This window comes from Roseovarius maritimus (genome assembly GCF_043355895.2).
GTDB classification, from domain to species: domain Bacteria; phylum Pseudomonadota; class Alphaproteobacteria; order Rhodobacterales; family Rhodobacteraceae; genus Roseovarius; species Roseovarius maritimus.
In genome coordinates, this window is sequence record NZ_JBHFPF020000006.1 from 179,986 (window position 1) to 194,730 (window position 14,745).

Below are 14,745 nucleotides of genomic sequence, written 5' to 3' on the forward strand. Positions count from 1 at the left end.
TAATTCTGCGCAATTGCCTTGCGCCCTGTTTGCGATACCTTGGGTTCTGAGTGTCCGCAGTAAACAGGAGATCCAACCATGAAGACATCGCTTATCGCCGCCGCCGTCGCGCTGACCGCCACCGGCGCCGCTGCCGCCCCCGAGGCCTATACGCTGGATTCAAGCCATAGCCAGGTGATGTTCACCTACGATCATCTGGGCTATTCGACCACGTTCAACATGTTTGCCGGCTGGGAAGGCCAGATCATGTTCGACGAGGCCGATCCGGCCAATTCCTCGGTCGAAGTGTCGATCCCGCTGTCCTCCTTCTACACCGGATGGGAAGAGCGGTTCGAGCATCTGATGGGACCGGATTTCTTTGACGCGCAGGACGGCGACATGATCACGTTCAAATCCACGGCCATCGAGGTGACGGATGACGACGAGGCGATCATCACCGGCGATCTGACGATCAACGGCATCACCAAATCCGTGCAGCTGGAGACCGAGCTGAACAAGAGCGGCGATCACCCGATGCAAAACAAGCCATGGCTGGGTTTCGATGCCGAGACGACGATCAAGCGCTCGGACTTTGGCGTTGGCGCCTATGCGCCCAATATCAGCGACGAGTTGGAGGTCGAGATATCGATCGAGGCTGGCAAGGCCGAGTAATTCGGCGCTAAAGCGCTGTAGGCCAAGGCCCGCGCCCCGAAATAGGGGCGCGGGCCTTTTTCCTGGTCACTCCTGCGGCGTCTCGCTCCGCGTTGCCGTCAGCGCCCAGTCGATGCGCACATCGAAGGCCAGCGAGCTTTCGTCCTGCGTCCCGGTGCCGATGCCGAAATCCAGCCGGTTGACCGTCAGCGCACCCGATGCCTTTGCCGTATCGCCCTCGATCACCAGATCGACGGGCATCCGCACAGGCACGGACTGGTCCTTGATGCGCAGGGTGCCATCAGCGATCAGCCCGTCTTCTTCGATCAGAGCGGCCTCGAACACCGCAGTCGGATAGTCCTCGGCGGCAAAGAAATCGGCTCCCATCGCTTGTCCGGTGACCGAGCCCAGCGTCAGCGAGGGGATGGCGACGGTGACTGTGACCGCGCCATGCTGCCCCTCTGCATCCGCCTGCGGATCATAGCTGATCTCGGCGGTCCAGTCCTCGAAGTTGCCAGTCACGTTCGAGCCGTTTTGCACGATGGTTATGTTCAAATCGCCATCCTCGACCTGCCATTCGCTGCTAACCTCGGCCAGCGCCTCGGCACGTGCGCCCTGATGCGGGCTGAGCCACCCGGCCCAGGCACCCAAGGCCAGTGCCGCGCCCCAGACTGCCAGCGCCGCCAGCACCGGAAGGGCATGACCAGGCTGCCGCTCCGTCGGCAGGGCGGTCAGGTGGCCGGGCAGCATCCGGCGCAGTGTGGCGTCGCGGTCAATGCCGTGATGCTTGAGCGCGCCCGCAATATGCAGTCCGATTGCGCCCGCTAGAACCCATTGCAGGATAAAATGCAGCGCGGCGGACACCTCGGCCACGGCCGGATTTTTCGGCACGAAGGGCAGATCCTGGCCCAGAGGCCACCAGATCGGCGCATAGCCGGTTGTCGCGGCATGATGCACCCAGCCGCTGAGCGGGACCGCCACCAGCGACCCATAGAGCAACCAGTGCACCGTCTCGGCCAGCCACGCCTCCAGCGGCTTGTCACCGTTCAGGAGCGCCGGCTTGGGCTGCAGGGTGGCCCAGAGGATGCGCAGGAGGGCGAGCGCAAAGATCGTGACTCCCAGTGTCTTGTGGATCGAAAAGAGCAACTTGGCCCATTCCAGCACCGCGTCGGTGGTGGCGATATCCGGCGCCTCGATCCTCTCGGCCAGCTCGCTGGCGATCCATCCCAAGGGAAACATACTGAGTATCATCAACGCGATGGTCCAGTGAAAGAACTTGGTGACACTGCCATAGCTGGTCGTGGAATTGCCAAGGGGCATGAAGACGGTCCTTTTGCGATTTGCTTGCGCGAAGGGTAACGCATTGGTGCGCGCGGGCAATCCTGCAGGCGTGCACAATTCCCCTGCGCCATTGCCTCGCAGGCGCTTGCGCGGTATCGGTCTCGTCAGTCGGTTGAGGCCAATGAGACAGGGAGGGCCAGCATGGGCCGTGCATTCATATTTCCGGGGCAGGGCGCCCAGACCATCGGCATGGGCCGCGCGCTGGCCGAGGCCTACCCGGCCGCGCGCGATGTGTTCGACGAAGTCGACGATGCGCTGGGCGAGGCGCTGTCAGCCACCATATGGGAGGGCAATCAGGACACGCTGACGCTTACCCAAAATGCGCAACCCGCGCTCATGGCCACCTCGCTGGCCGCGCTGCGCGCGCTCGAGGCCGAGGGCGTGACACTGGAAGCGGCGCAGTTTGTCGCCGGTCATTCGCTGGGCGAATATTCCGCGTTGGCAGCGGCGGGCGCGCTCAGCATCGCCGATACCGCCCGCCTTCTGCGTATTCGCGGGCGCGCCATGCAAGAGGCCGTGCCGGTGGGCGTCGGCGCGATGGCCGCGATCCTCGGCCTCGATTTCGAGGCGGTGACGGCCTTGGCAAAGGATGCGGCAGAGGGCGATGTCTGCCAGGCGGCCAATGACAACGATCCCGGACAGGTCGTCGTGTCGGGCCACAAGGCCGCGGTCGAGCGCGCGGTCGACATGGCGAAGGACCGCGGCGCCAAGCGCGCAATGCTTCTGCCGGTCAGCGCCCCGTTCCACTGCGCCCTCATGGAACCTGCGGCGCAGGTGATGAAGGACTCCCTGGAAGAGGTGGCAATGGAGGCGCCCGCCGTGCCGGTGGTCGCCAATGTGCGCGCCGCCGCCGTGACGGACCCCGAAGCGATCCGCGCACTGCTGGTTGAGCAGGTTACGGGCTCGGTCCGCTGGCGCGAGAGCGTGGGCTATATGGCCGCGCAGGGCGTGACCGAGACATGGGAGATCGGGGCGGGCAAGGCGCTGTCGGGCATGGTGCGCCGGATCGAAAAGGAGATCACCGTGCGCAATGTTGGCACGCCCGATGATGTGGCGGCCGCTGTCGCTGCCCTGAACGAGAGCTGAAAAGGAAATCATCATGTTTGATCTGACAGGCAAGACCGCGCTGGTGACCGGCGCATCGGGCGGTATCGGCGGCGAGATCGCCCGCGCCCTGCACGCCGCTGGCGCCACCGTGGGCCTCAGCGGCACCCGGACCGAGCCGCTGGAGACGCTGGCCAAGGAGCTGGGCGAGCGCGCCCATGTGCTGCCCTGCAACCTTTCCGACAAAGACGCTGTCGAGGCGCTTCCGAAACAGGCCATCGAGGCGATTGGCGGCCTTGATATCCTGGTCAACAATGCGGGGATCACGCGCGACCAGATATTCATGCGGATGTCGGATGACGAGTGGCAGAGCGTTCTGGATGTGAACCTGACCTCGACGATGCGCCTCTGCCGCGCGGTAATGCGCCCGATGATGAAGGCGCGCTGGGGCCGGATTATCAACATCTCGTCCATTGTGGGCGCCACGGGCAATCCCGGCCAGGCCAATTATGCCGCCTCAAAGGCGGGCGTCGTCGGCATGACCAAATCCATCGCCTACGAGGTTGCCAGCCGCGGTATCACCGCCAACGCGGTCGCCCCCGGCTTTATTGCCACGGCCATGACCGACAAGCTGACGGGCGATCAGAAGGACAAGATCAACGGCCAGATCCCGGCCGCCCGCATGGGCACCCCGGCCGAGATCGCGGCGGCGGTTCTTTATCTGGCAAGCAACGAGGCGGGCTACGTCACCGGATCGACATTGCATGTCAATGGCGGCATGGCGATGCTGTAGAAATGCCCGGCGTATCGGCGCCGGACAATGCGGCGAAAACATTTGCCTCGCGCGCGCCATATGCTATAGGCGGCGCAGATTTGCCGGGGGGCGCGCAGCGCGGCTTTGCCCGGCTTGCCGTGATCGGCATTGACTTACCGCCCGCAAAGGGCACCATTCACGTCGCCACCCGCCTGTCGGGCGGGGGCAAAAACGGGCCGAGGCGCCCATCGAGAAAACAAGGATTATGACATGAGCGATATCGCAGACCGCGTGAAGAAGATCGTAGTCGAGCATCTGGGCGTCGAAGAGGACAAGGTTGTCGAGAACGCTTCCTTCATCGACGATCTTGGCGCAGACAGCCTGGACACGGTCGAGCTGGTCATGGCCTTCGAAGAAGAGTTCGGCATCGAGATCCCGGATGACGCCGCCGAGAACATCCAGACCTTCGGCGACGCGGTCAAGTTCATCAAGGAAGCGTCCTGATTTAGAGCCCGGTGGGCTGGCGGCATCATTCGGCGCCAAGCCCGGCTCTTAAGCTGCGGCAATCGACTTGAAGACATAGAAAAAAGGGCGCTGGATCATCCAGCGCCCTTTCTCGTTCAGGTGCTACGGTGCCGCGCTGGGCGCGGCGACCCTTGCATCAATTCCAGAAGCCTTCATCGACGCCGGGCATTTCTTCCAGCTGCTCTTCGTTCATGCGCGTGACGAGAGCATAGCTCTGATCATCGACCGGTACGAGGCGCACATCTTCGACAGCGATCATAACATGCTTGTCGCCGATGTCGAGAAAACCGCCAACCTCTGCGACGATACCTTTCATCTGGCCATCCTTGGACAAGACAATGTCTTCGATTTCGCCGATCTGGTTCCAATCTGCGCCGATGCTGTCGTATGCAACGCCGTCCCAGCCTTCGTCATCGGCTTCGTTCGTGGTGTAGACCTCACCGCCCGTGATGTCGCGGGTGCGGATCAGCTCGCCCTGCATCTCGTTCAGTTCCATCGACTTGTTCATGTCACCATGGTTATCGGCCAGTGCGCCAGTTGCAGCGATGGTCAGGGCGAATGCGCTTGCTGTCAGATGTTTCATGATCTTTGCCTCCTAGACTTTGGATTTCATCTGCGGACATAACGGATGCTGGCCACTTCGGTTCCTGATGAATTCACATTGTCTCACGGGGGGGTGACAAGGCGTGCAGGCCGCGAATGGCGCGGCGAATGCCGATTTGGGAATATCGGGATGCTGATGTAATGTGGCACTCTGGGCCAGCTACCGCGCTGGGCGGTGCGGCGATTCCGGGGCAAGACCATGATCATTTATCCCACACTTGAACTTCTGGACGGAAAATGCGTCTCGCTGACGCGCGGCCAGCTTGACGAGCCGGTTCTGTGGCATGTCGATCCGGTCGAAACGGCTCGGCGTTTTGCCGATGCGGGCGCGCAGTGGATGCATGTGACCGATGTCAACGGGCTGCGTGGCGATGGCGAAAACAATGCACTGGTCGAGGAGATCATCCGCGCCGCGCGTATCCCCGTTCAGCTGGGCGGCGGTTTCCGCTCGCGTGATCAGGTCGCGGCCTGGATCGACCGGGGTGTGGGCCGTGTCGTCATCGGCACCATGGCCGCGCGCAATCCCGACCTGCTGCGCCAACTTGCCAAATTCTATCCCGATCAGGTCGTGATGTCGCTGGATGTGCATGAGGGCAGTGTCGTCACCGATGGCTGGCGCGAACGATCGAGCTTTACTCCAGAGAGTTTCCTGAGCGCGTTCGAGGACGATCCACTGGCAGGAATCATCGTGACCGACGTGGGCGCGATGATTGGCGAGACCGACGGCACACTGGGGATGATCAGCGGTCTTGCGGCACGTACGCGCCATCCGGTCATCGCCCGCGGCACGGTTTCCAGCGTCGACGACATCGCACGTCTGAAATACGTGCCCAACATTGCAGGCACGCTGATTGGCCATGCGCTGATGTCCCATAATGTCGATCTGGCCGAGGCGCTTGCGATGGCCGATGCCCCGAACGAGCCTGTAGCCGCCTTTCAATAAGGCGGCTGGCCGCCACCTCGCCAGCGCGGTCTTGCCCCCCGGCCCCAAGCCGAGGTAAGAGCGGCGCCAACGAACTTGCTGGAAGGGGCAAAATATGCGCCGTGTTGTCGTAACGGGCCTTGGATTGGTCACACCGCTGGCCTCCGGCGTCGAGGAAAGCTGGAGCCGCCTTCTGGATGGCCAATCGGGCGCTGGCCCGATCACGCGCTTTGATCCGGTCAACGTGCAGACCAAATACGCCTGCGAGGTTCCTCTTGGCGATGGCACTGAGGGCACGTTCAACGCCGACGACTACATGGAGCCCAAAGAGCGCCGCAAGGTCGATGATTTCATCCTCTACGGGGTCGCTGCCGCGCAGCAGGCGGTGGAGGATGCAGGCTGGATGCCCGAGGACGAAGAGGCGCGCGAGCGCACCGGCGTCATGATCGGCTCGGGCATCGGCGGTCTGCGCTCGATCGAGGAGACGACTCTCATCATCCGCGACAAGGGCGTGCGGCGTGTCTCGCCCTTCTTTATTCCCGGCGCGCTGATCAACCTGATCAGTGGCCAGGTGGGCATCCGCTATGGCTTCAAGGGGCCGAATCATTCTGTTGTCACAGCCTGCTCGACCGGCGCGCATGCCATCGGCGATGCCGCGCGGCTGATCATGTTCGGCGATGCCGATGTCATGGTCGCGGGGGGCGCCGAGGCGGCGATCTGCGAGATCGGCATCGCGGGCTTCAACGCCTGCAAGGCCCTGTCGACCAAGCGCGCGGACGATCCCAAGGCAGCCAGCCGTCCCTATGACGCCGACCGCGACGGTTTTGTCATGGGCGAGGGCGCGGGCATCGTCGTGCTGGAGGAATACGAGCATGCCAAGGCGCGCGGCGCCAGGATCTATGCCGAGGTTCTGGGCTATGGCCTCTCGGGCGACGCCTATCACATCACCGCCCCCAGCGAGGATGGCGAGGGCGGCTTCCGCGCGATGAAGATGGCGCTGGGCCATGCCGGGGTCGAGCCGAAGGACGTCGATTACATCAATGCGCATGGCACCTCGACCATGGCTGACACGATCGAGCTGAAAGCGGTCGAACGGCTGCTCGGCGATGCGGCGTCCAAGGCGACGATGAGCTCCACCAAATCCGCGACCGGGCACCTTTTGGGGGCTGCGGGCGCGATCGAGGGCATCTTTGCAATCCTTGCCATCCGCGATCAGGTGGTCCCGCCGACCATCAACCTGGACAACCCGGCGGTCGAGACGCCGCTGGATCTGGCCCCGAACAAGAAGGTGCAGCGCGAGGTCAAGGTGGCCCTCTCGAACAGCTTCGGCTTTGGCGGAACGAATGCCAGCGTCTGTTTCGGTGCCGTCCGCTGATGTGGCGCAATATTGCCTCCAGCGCGATCAGCTTTCTGGTCGTGATCGTTTTCCTCTTGGGCGGCGTCATCGTCTGGGGGCAGAACACCTACAAGGCCGAAGGTCCGTCTGACGCGCCCGTCTGCCTGCGGGTCGAGCGCGGCGCATCCATGCGCGCGACCTCTACCAAGCTGGCCGAGCAGGGCGCGATCTCCAGCCCCATGCTCTTTCGCATCGGCGCCGATTACGCGGGCAAGTCCGGCGATCTCAAAGCGGGCAGCTGGCTGATTCCCGAGCACGCGACCATGGAAGAGATCACGCGCATCATCACCCGCGGCGGGGCCAGCACCTGCGGCACCGAGATCGTCTATCGCATCGGTGTGACCGATAGCGAAATCGAGCTGCGCGAGCTGGATCTGGAAACCAATCGCTACGTCGAAAAGGCGGCCTATGACCCTGCCAGCGAAGAGGCGCCCGAGCCTTTCGCAGAGGTGCGCGCGCAGGCCGACACGCGCTACCGCGTTGCCATTGCCGAGGGCACGACCAGTTGGCAGATCGTTGAAGGCCTGAAGGCCGTTGATGTGCTGGAGGGAGAGCTGGCCGAGATCCCTGCAGAGGGCACGCTTGCGCCTGACAGCTACGAGGTGACCAAGGGCGACACCCGCGCCAGCGTGATCGAGCGGATGACCGAAGCGCAGGAGGTGATCGTCGCCACCGCATGGGCAAGCCGCGCCGAAGGTCTGCCGCTGGCGAACGAGCAGGAATTGCTGGTCCTCGCCTCGATCATCGAGAAGGAAACCGGCCGGCCGGACGAGCGGCGCCAAGTCGCCTCGGTCTTTGAGAACCGGCTGAAGCGCGGCATGCGCCTGCAGACGGACCCCACCGTGATCTATGGCATCACCGAGGGCAAGGGCGTGCTGGGCCGTGGCTTGCGCGCGAGTGAACTGCGCGCGGCAACCCCGTGGAATACATATGTGATCGAAGGCCTGCCGCCCACGCCCATCGCAAATCCGGGCGAGGCGAGCATCATGGCGGCGGTTGATCCGGCAGTGACGGATTACGTGTTCTTCGTGGCCGATGGCAGTGGCGGTCATGCCTTTGCCGAAACGCTGGAGCAGCACAACGCCAATGTCGCCAAGTGGCGCCAGATCGAAGCCGAGCGCAATCAATCCGAGTGACGCGGCATAGCGCAGGCGCCCGGCCGTGGCCGGGCGTTCTGCGGCGAAAGGGCGCTTGACGCCCAGTGCCCACAGGGCCAAGAACGGGCCGCGATAGCCCCACACGACAGGAGCGACAGATGGCCCGCAATGGAGCAAGCAGAGCCGAGATGCGCGACCGAGACCCGTCCAAGCGGATCGGCGCCCTGGCGTCTCTGGTCCCTTTCTTGGCGCCTTACAAGCTGCTGATGGCCGCCGCCGGGGCTGCTCTCTTCCTGACGGCTGCGGTGTCGCTGACCCTGCCGTTGGCCGTGCGCCGGGTGATAGACAATTTCAATGTCGAAAATGGCGAAATTCTCGACCGCTATTTCATGGCCGCGCTGCTGATTACCGCGCTGTTGGCCATCGGCACCGGGCTGCGCTATGCGCTGGTGACCAAGCTGGGCGAACGCGTCGTTGCCGATATCCGGCGGGCCGTTTTCGACCGCGTGATCGGGATGAGCCCGGTTTTCTTCGAAAAGATCATGACCGGCGAGGTTCTCAGCCGGATCACCACCGATACCACGCTGATCCTCAGCGTTATCGGCTCGTCCATCTCGATCGCGCTGCGCAATGCGCTGATCTTTGCAGGCGGGCTTGTCCTGATGCTGGCGACCTCGCCCAAACTGACCGGGCTGGTCCTGTTGATCGTGCCGCTGATCATCGTGCCCATCATGACGCTGGGACGCAAGCTGCGCCGTCTCAGCCGCGATAACCAGGACTGGATCGCCGAAAGCTCGGGCAAGGCGTCCGAGGCGCTGCTGAGCGTGCAGGCCGTGCAGGCCTTTACCCATGAGGCCGCGACGCGCGATGATTTTGGCGCCGCGACCGAGCGCAGCTATCAATCCGCGCGCCAGCGTATCCGTGTGCGGGCGATGATGACCGTGATCGTCATCTTCCTTGTCTTTACCGGCGTCGTCTGTGTCCTCTGGATCGGCGCGCGCGATGTGCGCGGCGGCGAGATGAGTGCAGGCTCGCTGGTGCAGTTCGTGATCTACTCGGTCATGGTGGCGGGCGCCGTGGGCGCGCTCTCCGAGATCTGGGGCGAGCTTCAGCGCGCCGCAGGCGCGACCGAGCGTCTGGTCGAACTTTTGCGCAGCAACGATCCGGTGCAGGATCCCGCATTGCCCGCCGCTCTTCCAGCCACGGTGACCGGCGATATCCGGTTTGAGAATGTCGAGTTCGTCTATCCCGCGCGGCCAGATGTTCCCGCGCTACACGGGTTCGATTTGCATATCAAGCCGGGCGAAACCGTCGCGCTGGTCGGCCCATCTGGCGCGGGCAAGACGACAGTCATCCAGATGCTGCAACGGTTCTACGATCCGGTGTCGGGCCGCGTGCTGCTGGACGGTGTCGCGCTGTCGGACATGCGGCGCGATGCGTTTCGCCGTGTGATGGCGCTGGTCCCGCAAGACCCGGTGATCTTTGCCGCCTCGGCGCGTGAAAACATCCGCTTTGGACGGCTGGACGCCACCGATGCCGAGGTCGAGACCGCAGCGCGCACGGCGGCGGCGCATGAGTTCATCATGGACCTGCCCGAAGGCTATGACAGCCCGGTGGGCGAGCGCGGCGTGATGCTGTCGGGTGGCCAGAAACAGCGCATCGCCATCGCCCGCGCCATCCTGCGCGACGCACCCGTACTGCTGCTGGACGAGGCGACCAGCGCGCTTGACGCCGAGAGCGAGCGCGCGGTGCAGGAGGCGGTCGACACGCTGGCCGAGGGGCGCACCACGATCATCGTCGCGCATCGCCTGGCGACGGTGAAAAAGGCAGACCGCATCATCGTGATGGAGGCGGGCCGCATCGTGGCCACCGGCACCCATGACAGCCTCGTCGCCGAGGATGGCCTTTATGCGCGGCTGGCGCGGCTCCAATTTACCGACGGCGGCTGAGGGGCCACCGCTGCGCGCCTTGCGGGCGGTGCTCGAGTGTTTTCGTCGAAGATGAAGCAGGGGGCTGGACGCCGCAGGCGGCGCTGATATGGTCGGCGCCATGAAGATAGCAACCGCCGCATATCCGCTGGATCCGTTGCCCGATTGGGCAAGCTACAAGGCCAAGCTGACCGACTGGGTTACCAATGCCGCAGGGCAGGGGGCCGAACTGCTGGTCTTTCCCGAATATGGTGCGCTTGAGCTGTCGATGCTGGCGGGGCCTGAAGTGGCGGGCGACCTCGAGGGTTGCCTGCGCGCCACGTCTGATTTGATGGGCGACGTGAACGATCTGCATGCCGATCTGGCTGCCGCACATAACGTCCACATCCTGAGCGCATCAGCCCCGGTTTTCGATGACGCGATCGGCCCGCGCCCGGTCAACCGCGCATGTCTGTTTGCGCCGGGGGGTGGGCGCGGCATTCAGGACAAGCAGATCATGACCCGGTTCGAGTATGCGCCATGGGATGTGGTGCCGGGCGGTAAGCTGCAGGTCTTTGACACCAGCCTGGGCAAGATCGCGATCCTCATCTGCTATGATAGCGAGTTTCCCTTGCTGGCGCGTGCCGTCAGCGAGGCGGAGCTATTGCTTGTGCCCTCCTGCACCGAGGCGCTGGCGGGCTATAGCCGCGTGCGAATCGGCTCGATGGCGCGGGCGCTGGAAGGGCAATGCGTCAGTGTCATGTCCTCGCTTGTGGGCAATGCGCCCTGGTCGCCTGCTGTGGACGTCAATGTGGGTATGGGCGGTATCTTTGGCCCGCCGGATCATGGATTTCCCTCGACCGGGGTCATCGCCGAGGGCGTGATGAACCAGCCCGGCTGGACGATTGGCGAGGTTGACCTGGCCCGCGTGGCACAAGTGCGCGCCGATGGCGGGGTGCTGAACCGCGCCGATTGGGCCAATCAGGCCGGGCGCGACGCCCCGCCGCCCACGATCACGCTGCGCTGAGCGCGGAAATCGGCCGGCAAGACGGCGTGGCCAGACGGCCATTGCATTAATAGCCCTTGAAAAAGGCAGGGAATGGGGCCATTTAAGGCGCTGTTCCGCGCACCCGCGCGAACTCTACCGCTATAGGAGACCACATGGCCAAGGAAGATACGCTCGAATTTCCCGGTGTCGTCAAGGAACTCCTGCCGAATGCGACATTCAGGGTCGAGCTGGAAAACGGCCATGAGATCATCGCACATACGGCAGGCAAGATGCGCAAGAACCGCATCCGCGTTCTGGCAGGCGACAAGGTGCAGGTCGAAATGACCCCCTATGATCTGACCAAGGGCCGGATCAATTACCGCTTCAAATAAAGGCGAAATGCTGTTTCGCGTCCGTTTCGGTACTGTGCGGGAAAGTGTTTTGCCATGCGCGAAATGCGTCCGCATGTCATCGACAAACTGGGTGCCATGACCGTTTCATCCGATACGTCGCCACGCCTCATTCTGGGCTCGGCCAGTCCGCGCCGCCGGGATCTGTTGGCGCAGATCGGCGTTCTGCCGGACGAGATTCGCCCCCCCGATATCAACGAGGCGCCGGCCAAGGCCGAATTGCCGCGCCCCTATTGCATCCGCATGGCTTATGAAAAGGCGCTGGCCGTGATCGCCGAGGATCGCGATATCGTTCTGTCTGCGGACACGACCGTCGCCTTGGGCCGCCGCATTCTGGGCAAGCCGGAGGATGCGGGGGAAGCCGAGGCTTTCCTGCGGGCCCTCTCGGGACGGCGCCATAGTGTCATTACTGCCGTGGCCGTGCGCCGCGGCGCGCGCGTCTGGCAGCGCGACGTGCTGACCAAGGTCAAGATGAAGCGCCTGTCGGATGCCGAAATTGCCGCCTACCTCGCCACCGGCGACTGGCAGGGCAAGGCGGGCGGATATGGGATTCAAGGTCCCGCTGGGGCGCTGATCCCTTGGATTTCAGGCTCGTTCACTGCCGTTGTCGGGCTGCCACTGGCAGAGACGGCGGTGTTGCTGCGGGCCGCAGGCTGGAGGGCGCAGGCATGAGCCGCGAGACCATCGTTCTGGATCATCTGGTGGGCCGCGAGGCCGCTGCGCGCCTCGTGGGTGGGCGTTTGGAAGATGTGCTGATCGACAGTGACGCACCCCGCGTCGGGACCATCTACCGCGCCATCGCCGACCGCCCAATCAAGGGGCAGGGCGGCATGTTCCTGCGCACGCCCGACGGTCCGGCCTTCCTGCGGCAGGTGCGCGGCCTTGCGCCGGGGCAGGTGCTGCTGGTGCAGGTCACCGGCCAGGCCGAACCTGGCAAGGCGCTACCCGTGACGCAAAAGCTGCTGTTCAAATCGCGCTATGCCATCGTGACGCCCGATGCGCCCGGCCTGAACATCAGTCGCCGGATCAAGGATGATGACCGCCGCGACATACTGATCCAGATTGCGCGCAGCGAGATGGACGGGGCCGAGATGGGGCTCATCCTGCGCTCCTCCTGCCTGGAGGCCGAGGACGGGGCCATCGCTGAGGATATCCGTGCAATGGCCGATCTGGCCGCCACGGTCATGGGCGATGCGGCGGGCGAGGCCGAGGTGCTGACCGAGGGTGACGGGCCTCACCAACTGGCCTGGCGCGACTGGACCGCACCCGCTGATGTCGTGACCGAGCCGGGCGGGTTCGAGGCCGAGGGCGTAATGGATCAACTGGAGCAGTTGGGCCAGCCCCATGTCCCCCTCAGCGGCGGCGCCGCGATGTATGTAGAGCCGACGCGTGCCCTCATCGCCGTCGATGTGAACACGGGCGGCGATACAAGCCCCGCCGCGGGCCACAAGGCAAACCTCGCCGCCGCGCGCGAGCTGCCCCGCCAGTTGCGCCTTCGCGGGCTTGGCGGGCAGATCACGCTGGACCTCGCGCCCATGGCCAAGAAGGACCGTCGCCAGTTCGAGGATGCCCTGCGTGCCGCCTTCCGCGCTGATAGCGGCGAGACCGCGCTGGTGGGCTGGACCCCGCTGGGCCATTACGAGCTGCAAAGGAAGCGCGACCGCGCGCCGCTGGAGATGCCTGAATGAGCTGCCCGATCTGCAACAAACCGACCGTGGCCGCCCACCGGCCCTTTTGCTCGAAACGCTGCGCGGACCTCGATCTGGCCCGCTGGCTGGGCGGCGGATACGCAATCCCTTCGACCGATCCCGAAGATATCGAAACCGCCATCGAGGCCGCAGAGGCGGATCGTACAAAACCGCATTGAAAAAGTTGCCAAAGCCTCTGGACAGCGCCCGGACCCTCGCCTAGAACGCCCTCACCCGAACGCTCAAGCGTTCCCGATGCCCGGGTAGCTCAGGGGTAGAGCAGTGGATTGAAAATCCTCGTGTCGGTGGTTCGATTCCGCCCCCGGGCACCATTAAAACCAAACAAAATCAAGGGCCTGCGCGAACTATGGCTGCCTTCCCAAGCTGCAAATTGGGCTTCGGGTAGCGTTTGGGTAGCATTCTGTTGTACCGATACGCTGAGGTTAGTGAGTTCGCTTTCTGGGCAAGAGGCTGAATTGGCAGTTAGGACTTCCCAAGAAGTTCAGTCAGCTTCGTGGCTGTCTGTAACTTGGAAAAACTGGTGTATCGAGGCCCCTGCATCGCACCCATCGGAGCGTCGCCATACAGGATCGGCCCAATTTCCTTTGCCTTCTCGGAAAAGATGACCCGGTACTTTCCGCCCTCGCCGTAGGGCTCAATTCGAGAGACCGGAGCGTAGTGCGTCACCGCAGAAATGGGCTGCGTTTGATACGCGGCGATGTATTTGATTTTTTCGAGCATGCCACCAGATATTCGGATTGCGTACCAACAGTCCTCACCCAAGAAAACGCGGTCGAACCCCTCCTTTTGTGCCGGGACAATGATAGTGTCCGGTTTTGAAGAAGGAGGCTTGGTGCTTTCCGAAGGATCAGACGCATGGGGTGCGGCAACTGCCTTGGGGAACTCAAAGGCACGCAGACCGACCAAGGGTAAGATTTGAAGGATTTCCTTTAGGAATCCTTGCGTGTCTGCTTTCTCGGCTTCACTCAGAGCAGGTTCTTGGGGCGCGTTTCCGTTGTCTAGATGGCAACGCTTCGCCTCTGTCGCCCTCTTCACTAAGGCGTGTTCCAGCCACGTCACATGCGCGCGGTTGAGACCGCCACTGTTTGAGACAAAGACGACAGCCCAATCCCAAAAGTCCTTCGTCGCCGAATGGGAATCAATCCGTCCGCGCACACCATCGGCCTGACCGACATAGATAGTCGGCAAGTCGTCATCCTCGCTGTAGCCCACGAGGATGTAGACACCTGTTCGCTGCATCTCAGAGCGCTGGCGCACCTCGGGCCACTTGCCACGGGGGAACACAAGACCAAGACCAGTCCAGTTCATTCTGTCGATCAACCGTACGCCTTCGGGATCGCCGTCAGGCACAAAGATGCGGATTGTAAACGGATCGGGCATCGGACTCCTTTTGCTTGCTCGCTTGAAGAACCTGAGTAT

Annotated in this window: 16 protein-coding genes and 1 tRNA gene; 14 read left to right on the plus strand and 3 right to left on the minus strand. The window is 63.5% G+C overall.

The window, feature by feature from the left end:
• Positions 1–78: 78 nt before the first annotated feature.
• A complete protein-coding gene (locus ACEWPM_RS12950) occupies positions 79–651 on the plus strand; it encodes a YceI family protein (RefSeq protein WP_393962469.1) in 573 nt (190 codons plus the stop codon).
• Between the two features lie 66 nt (positions 652–717).
• Here ACEWPM_RS12950 and ACEWPM_RS12955 read toward each other — a convergent pair whose 3' ends face one another.
• Positions 718–1,950, minus strand: a complete 1,233-nt coding sequence (locus ACEWPM_RS12955; protein ID WP_393962468.1) for a cytochrome b/b6 domain-containing protein — start codon at positions 1,948–1,950, stop codon at positions 718–720.
• Between the two features lie 162 nt (positions 1,951–2,112).
• Between ACEWPM_RS12955 and fabD the strand changes: the two genes are divergently transcribed.
• The 3 genes from fabD to ACEWPM_RS12970 all read left to right on the plus strand — a co-directional run bounded on the left by fabD (position 2,113) and on the right by ACEWPM_RS12970 (position 4,273).
• On the plus strand, positions 2,113–3,057 hold the full coding sequence (fabD, locus tag ACEWPM_RS12960; protein ID WP_393962467.1) for an ACP S-malonyltransferase: 945 nt from the start codon (positions 2,113–2,115) through the stop codon (positions 3,055–3,057).
• Between the two features lie 13 nt (positions 3,058–3,070).
• Positions 3,071–3,808 (plus strand): 3-oxoacyl-[acyl-carrier-protein] reductase, encoded by a 738-nt coding sequence (fabG, locus tag ACEWPM_RS12965; protein ID WP_393962466.1) that lies wholly within the window; start codon positions 3,071–3,073, stop codon positions 3,806–3,808.
• A gap of 231 nt (positions 3,809–4,039) precedes the next feature.
• Complete coding sequence (locus tag ACEWPM_RS12970; RefSeq protein ID WP_076531917.1) at positions 4,040–4,273, plus strand: acyl carrier protein; 234 nt, start codon at positions 4,040–4,042, stop codon at positions 4,271–4,273.
• A 157-nt stretch (positions 4,274–4,430) separates the two neighbouring features.
• On the opposite strand, the gene ACEWPM_RS12975 is transcribed toward ACEWPM_RS12970, so the two are convergent.
• Positions 4,431–4,877 carry a PRC-barrel domain-containing protein gene (locus tag ACEWPM_RS12975; protein ID WP_393962465.1) on the minus strand — a complete coding sequence of 149 codons (447 nt, stop codon included), beginning with the start codon at positions 4,875–4,877 and terminating at the stop codon, positions 4,431–4,433.
• 219 nt (positions 4,878–5,096) lie between these two features.
• On the opposite strand from ACEWPM_RS12975, the gene ACEWPM_RS12980 reads away from it, so the two are divergent.
• From ACEWPM_RS12980 to ACEWPM_RS13025, 10 genes are all read left to right on the plus strand, one after another.
• Positions 5,097–5,840 (plus strand): 1-(5-phosphoribosyl)-5-[(5-phosphoribosylamino)methylideneamino]imidazole-4-carboxamide isomerase, encoded by a 744-nt coding sequence (locus tag ACEWPM_RS12980; RefSeq protein WP_393962464.1) that lies wholly within the window; start codon positions 5,097–5,099, stop codon positions 5,838–5,840.
• A 94-nt stretch (positions 5,841–5,934) separates the two neighbouring features.
• The gene (fabF, locus tag ACEWPM_RS12985) at positions 5,935–7,194 is read left to right on the plus strand and encodes a beta-ketoacyl-ACP synthase II (RefSeq protein ID WP_393962463.1); all 1,260 of its coding nucleotides are present in this window, start codon (positions 5,935–5,937) and stop codon (positions 7,192–7,194) included.
• On the plus strand, positions 7,194–8,351 hold the full coding sequence (gene mltG / locus ACEWPM_RS12990; protein WP_393962462.1) for an endolytic transglycosylase MltG: 1,158 nt from the start codon (positions 7,194–7,196) through the stop codon (positions 8,349–8,351). The genes fabF and mltG overlap by 1 nt, the downstream gene beginning before the upstream one ends.
• Positions 8,352–8,470: 119 nt before the next feature.
• Positions 8,471–10,261 carry an ABC transporter transmembrane domain-containing protein gene (locus ACEWPM_RS12995; protein WP_393962461.1) on the plus strand — a complete coding sequence of 597 codons (1,791 nt, stop codon included), beginning with the start codon at positions 8,471–8,473 and terminating at the stop codon, positions 10,259–10,261.
• Positions 10,262–10,361: 100 nt separating this feature from the next.
• A complete protein-coding gene (locus ACEWPM_RS13000; RefSeq protein WP_393962460.1) occupies positions 10,362–11,246 on the plus strand; it encodes a carbon-nitrogen hydrolase family protein in 885 nt (294 codons plus the stop codon).
• Between the two features lie 134 nt (positions 11,247–11,380).
• Positions 11,381–11,599, plus strand: coding sequence for a translation initiation factor IF-1 (infA, locus tag ACEWPM_RS13005; protein ID WP_005978431.1), 219 nt, complete (start codon positions 11,381–11,383; stop codon positions 11,597–11,599).
• 96 nt (positions 11,600–11,695) lie between these two features.
• A complete protein-coding gene (locus tag ACEWPM_RS13010) occupies positions 11,696–12,289 on the plus strand; it encodes a Maf family protein (protein WP_393962628.1) in 594 nt (197 codons plus the stop codon).
• Positions 12,286–13,305: a ribonuclease E/G gene (locus tag ACEWPM_RS13015; RefSeq protein ID WP_393962459.1), complete on the plus strand. Its 1,020-nt coding sequence runs from the start codon at positions 12,286–12,288 to the stop codon at positions 13,303–13,305. Before ACEWPM_RS13010 ends, ACEWPM_RS13015 begins: the two co-directional genes overlap by 4 nt.
• Positions 13,302–13,484 carry a DNA gyrase inhibitor YacG gene (locus ACEWPM_RS13020; RefSeq protein ID WP_393962458.1) on the plus strand — a complete coding sequence of 61 codons (183 nt, stop codon included), beginning with the start codon at positions 13,302–13,304 and terminating at the stop codon, positions 13,482–13,484. The genes ACEWPM_RS13015 and ACEWPM_RS13020 overlap by 4 nt, the downstream gene beginning before the upstream one ends.
• Positions 13,485–13,562: 78 nt before the next feature.
• Positions 13,563–13,637 (plus strand) — tRNA-Phe (locus ACEWPM_RS13025).
• Positions 13,638–13,788: 151 nt separating this feature from the next.
• On the opposite strand, the gene ACEWPM_RS13030 is transcribed toward ACEWPM_RS13025, so the two are convergent.
• Positions 13,789–14,706: a GIY-YIG nuclease family protein gene (locus tag ACEWPM_RS13030; RefSeq protein ID WP_393962457.1), complete on the minus strand. Its 918-nt coding sequence runs from the start codon at positions 14,704–14,706 to the stop codon at positions 13,789–13,791.
• Between the last annotated feature and the right edge of the window lie 39 nt (positions 14,707–14,745).

What these genes read in the sequence shown, in the direction of transcription:
- ACEWPM_RS12950 (WP_393962469.1), top strand. Translation starts at nt 79, where the DNA reads ATGAAGACATCGCTTATCGCCGCCGCCGTCGCGCTGACCGCCACCGGC.
- ACEWPM_RS12955 (WP_393962468.1), bottom strand. Translation starts at nt 1,950, where the DNA reads ATGCCCCTTGGCAATTCCACGACCAGCTATGGCAGTGTCACCAAGTTC.
- fabD (WP_393962467.1), top strand. Translation starts at nt 2,113, where the DNA reads ATGGGCCGTGCATTCATATTTCCGGGGCAGGGCGCCCAGACCATCGGC.
- fabG (WP_393962466.1), top strand. Translation starts at nt 3,071, where the DNA reads ATGTTTGATCTGACAGGCAAGACCGCGCTGGTGACCGGCGCATCGGGC.
- ACEWPM_RS12970 (WP_076531917.1), top strand. Translation starts at nt 4,040, where the DNA reads ATGAGCGATATCGCAGACCGCGTGAAGAAGATCGTAGTCGAGCATCTG.
- ACEWPM_RS12975 (WP_393962465.1), bottom strand. Translation starts at nt 4,877, where the DNA reads ATGAAACATCTGACAGCAAGCGCATTCGCCCTGACCATCGCTGCAACT.
- ACEWPM_RS12980 (WP_393962464.1), top strand. Translation starts at nt 5,097, where the DNA reads ATGATCATTTATCCCACACTTGAACTTCTGGACGGAAAATGCGTCTCG.
- fabF (WP_393962463.1), top strand. Translation starts at nt 5,935, where the DNA reads ATGCGCCGTGTTGTCGTAACGGGCCTTGGATTGGTCACACCGCTGGCC.
- mltG (WP_393962462.1), top strand. Translation starts at nt 7,194, where the DNA reads ATGTGGCGCAATATTGCCTCCAGCGCGATCAGCTTTCTGGTCGTGATC.
- ACEWPM_RS12995 (WP_393962461.1), top strand. Translation starts at nt 8,471, where the DNA reads ATGGCCCGCAATGGAGCAAGCAGAGCCGAGATGCGCGACCGAGACCCG.
- ACEWPM_RS13000 (WP_393962460.1), top strand. Translation starts at nt 10,362, where the DNA reads ATGAAGATAGCAACCGCCGCATATCCGCTGGATCCGTTGCCCGATTGG.
- infA (WP_005978431.1), top strand. Translation starts at nt 11,381, where the DNA reads ATGGCCAAGGAAGATACGCTCGAATTTCCCGGTGTCGTCAAGGAACTC.
- ACEWPM_RS13010 (WP_393962628.1), top strand. Translation starts at nt 11,696, where the DNA reads ATGACCGTTTCATCCGATACGTCGCCACGCCTCATTCTGGGCTCGGCC.
- ACEWPM_RS13015 (WP_393962459.1), top strand. Translation starts at nt 12,286, where the DNA reads ATGAGCCGCGAGACCATCGTTCTGGATCATCTGGTGGGCCGCGAGGCC.
- ACEWPM_RS13020 (WP_393962458.1), top strand. Translation starts at nt 13,302, where the DNA reads ATGAGCTGCCCGATCTGCAACAAACCGACCGTGGCCGCCCACCGGCCC.
- ACEWPM_RS13030 (WP_393962457.1), bottom strand. Translation starts at nt 14,706, where the DNA reads ATGCCCGATCCGTTTACAATCCGCATCTTTGTGCCTGACGGCGATCCC.